Raw genomic sequence first — 2,845 nt, 5'->3', positions numbered from 1 at the left:
TAAAAAATACCATGAGTAAGTGCTCGCACACTCGGCACCACTTTGGTGATGATCTAGCAAAAATAGCTTGATATTTTTACCATCTATCATCTCCTCAAAGCTCTCGCACTGAGCTAGGCTTAAATTTAGATCGGTGATCAAGATAACGTTTTTATCATCATTTGAGGCATCTATCTCAGATAAAATTTGAGCAAATTTATCATCTATCTCTCTGCCGTAGTTTGAGTTTAGAAATTTCACATCTTTGAAGTAAAAATTTGTTATGTATTGCGCTCCGTATCCGTCAAGATCGGTGTGCGAGAGGTGATAAATTTTCATCGTTTTCCTTTATAAATTTTCTATTTCTATGACGCCAACTGTTTCAAATGGCGTATTTGCCGAGATCTCAGCAAAGCTTAGCACCACTATGTCAATGGCAAAATTTGCGCAGATATTTGCTATAAATTTACGCAAGCTTGGCTCCACGCAAAGCACCATTTCTCCATGCTGGCTCATAGGTCGTTTCTCTTTTTCACGCCTTAGCGCCTGCACGATCGATGATGTCTGCGCTACGTTTATCATTAGGTGATATGCGCCGTCTTTATACTGCACCGCATCCATCAGCTTTTGCTGTGCAGCTGTGTCTAGGATATAAAAATTTAGCTGCCCCTTTTCATCTACATAAAGCGAAGTAATGACACGCGAAAGCGCTGCACGCACATGCTCGATGATCATATCTAAATTTTTACTAACCTCGGCGATGTCACTGATGGCTTCAAGTATGCTAAGTAGGTCTTTGATCGGGATATTGTCTTTAAGCAGCGTTTTTAAGACCTTTTGGATCAAATTTATAGGTGCGATCCTTAGCGTATCCTCGACCACAACTGGGTAGTCGATCTTTAGTTTGTCTAGTAAATTTTGCGTCTCTTGGCGAGTTAGAAGCTCGGCTGCGTTTTGCTTGATAAGCTCACTCATGTGCGTTGAGATGACGCTTGCAGGATCAACTATCGTGTAGCCACTAAGTATGGCGTCCTCTTTGACGCTAGCATCGATCCAAAGAGCGTCTAGCCCAAAAGCTGGCTCTTTTGTGGGAATCCCCTCGATATCCTCGCTAACTAGACCGCTATCCATCGCTAGAAATTTATCCGCGTAAATTTCGCCCTGACCGATCACGATACCTTTTAGCTTGAAGCGGTACTCGTTTGGTGGTAGCTGAAGGTTATCGCGGATCCTTATCTTTGGCATCAAAAAGCCAAGACTTGAAGCGATATTTCGTCTCATAGCGCGAATTCTCTCTATTAGATCCACGTCAGCTAGCTTTAGCAAGCCATATCCCAGGTCAAGCTCTAAAATTTCAAGCTTTAAGATGTCATTTATCTTAGTCTCTTCTTCTCTTGCGATCTCTTCGTCGCTCTTCTTTGGTGCCTTAGCAGCCCCGCCACTTGCAGCTGCTGCCCCTGCCCCACTTGGCGTAGCGCCGCTAGCCTTTTTAGAAGCAGTTTTCTCTTTTGGCACAAGGCTTAAATTTAGCCCGCCATCTTTTGTCTGCTTAATGATGTAGCCAAGCCCCAAAAATAGTAGCGCTATAAAGCCAAGAGATAGGGTTGGCAGACCTGGCACAAGGGCAAACATAAATAGTATGAAGCCCACTATCAGCAAGGTTTTATAGTCACCTAAGAGCTGATTTAGCGTGCCTTCTGCAAAGTCCTCGTCGTCTTTGCTAGCCCTTGTGATGATGATAGCAGTCGCTGTTGAAGTGATAAGTCCAGGTATCTGGCTCACAAGGCCATCACCGATAGTTAGGATCGTATAGTACTGAGCCGATGTCGCCATATCAAGGCCGTGTTGAAACGAGCCGATAGCAAAGCCGCCGATGATGTTGATGATAGTGATGATGATACCGGCTACGGCGTCACCTTTTATAAATTTAGACGAACCATCCATCGCGCCGTAGAAATTTGCCTCGCCGATGATGGCTTGACGTCTTTCGCGCGCCGTTTTTTCGTCGATCAAACCTGCGTTTAGATCCGCATCTATCGCCATTTGCTTACCAGGCATCGCATCAAGTGTAAAACGCGCTTGCACCTCACTAACGCGGGTTGAACCCTTTGTTACGACCATGAAATTTATGAGTACTAAGATACAAAAGACGATGGTGCCGATGACGAAGTTGCCACCAACGACGAAATTTCCAAAGCTTGAGATGATCTCACTTACCGCTTCTGGGCCGTTGTGACCTTCGCTTAAGATCATACGCGTAGTTGCGATGTTTAGCGAGAGGCGAAAAAGCGTGATGATGAGAATGAGAGTTGGAAACGTGCTAAGGTCAGTCGGCTTTGGCACGTAAATAGATATCAAAATAATAAGCACTGAAATCGAGATCGAAAGTGCCAAGAAAAAGTCAAGCACCGCGCTTGGAAGCGGAACGATGATGATAGCAAGGATGGCAACGATGATGCCAACGATGCTAAGACTTTTAAATTTGACAATCGGCGCAAGAAACGGTGCGACAAGAGTCAAAATATTATTTTTTTGCTTTGCCAACTTTACTTCTTAACGATGTCACTTAGTTTTATCGCGTCAAGCATCTCGTCGATCTTGCCTTGAAGGCCGCTAAACATCGACCAAATTTGACAGCTTGAAGCTTTGTTTGACGGGCAACCAAGTGCTGAAGATGAGCACTCAAAGACGCTTAGCTCGCGCTTTTCGGCGCCTTCTATTATCTTTTTTATACTTAAATTTTCAGGTTCGTCATTTAGTGCAAATCCGCCATTTGCTCCTTTAAATGACTTTAAAACTCCATCTTTTGCTAAATTTTGTAAAATTTTTGCCAGAAAACTTTTTGAAATTTTAAGCTCATTTGAGA

2 protein-coding genes and 1 pseudogene are annotated in these 2,845 nt (G+C 43.7%); all 3 read right to left on the bottom strand.

Annotated elements, in window-relative coordinates:
• Nucleotides 1-318 (bottom strand): annotated as a pseudogene (locus Q0296_RS07180) (3'-to-5' oligoribonuclease B); the annotation flags it as partial.
• Between the two features lie 9 nt (nt 319-327).
• Entirely contained in the window at nt 328-2,523 is a 2,196-nt protein-coding gene (gene flhA, locus Q0296_RS07175; protein WP_298038664.1) for a flagellar biosynthesis protein FlhA, read from the bottom strand.
• A 2-nt stretch (nt 2,524-2,525) separates the two neighbouring features.
• Nucleotides 2,526-2,845: Rrf2 family transcriptional regulator (locus Q0296_RS07170; protein WP_298038661.1), on the bottom strand; the 320-nt coding region annotated here is incomplete at its 5' end.

Source organism: uncultured Campylobacter sp., from assembly GCF_937890585.1.
In the GTDB taxonomy this organism is placed as follows: Bacteria; Campylobacterota; Campylobacteria; order Campylobacterales; family Campylobacteraceae; genus Campylobacter_A.
Note: the sequence above shows the minus strand (reverse complement) of the source record. Positions and strands in the feature narration are given on the sequence as shown.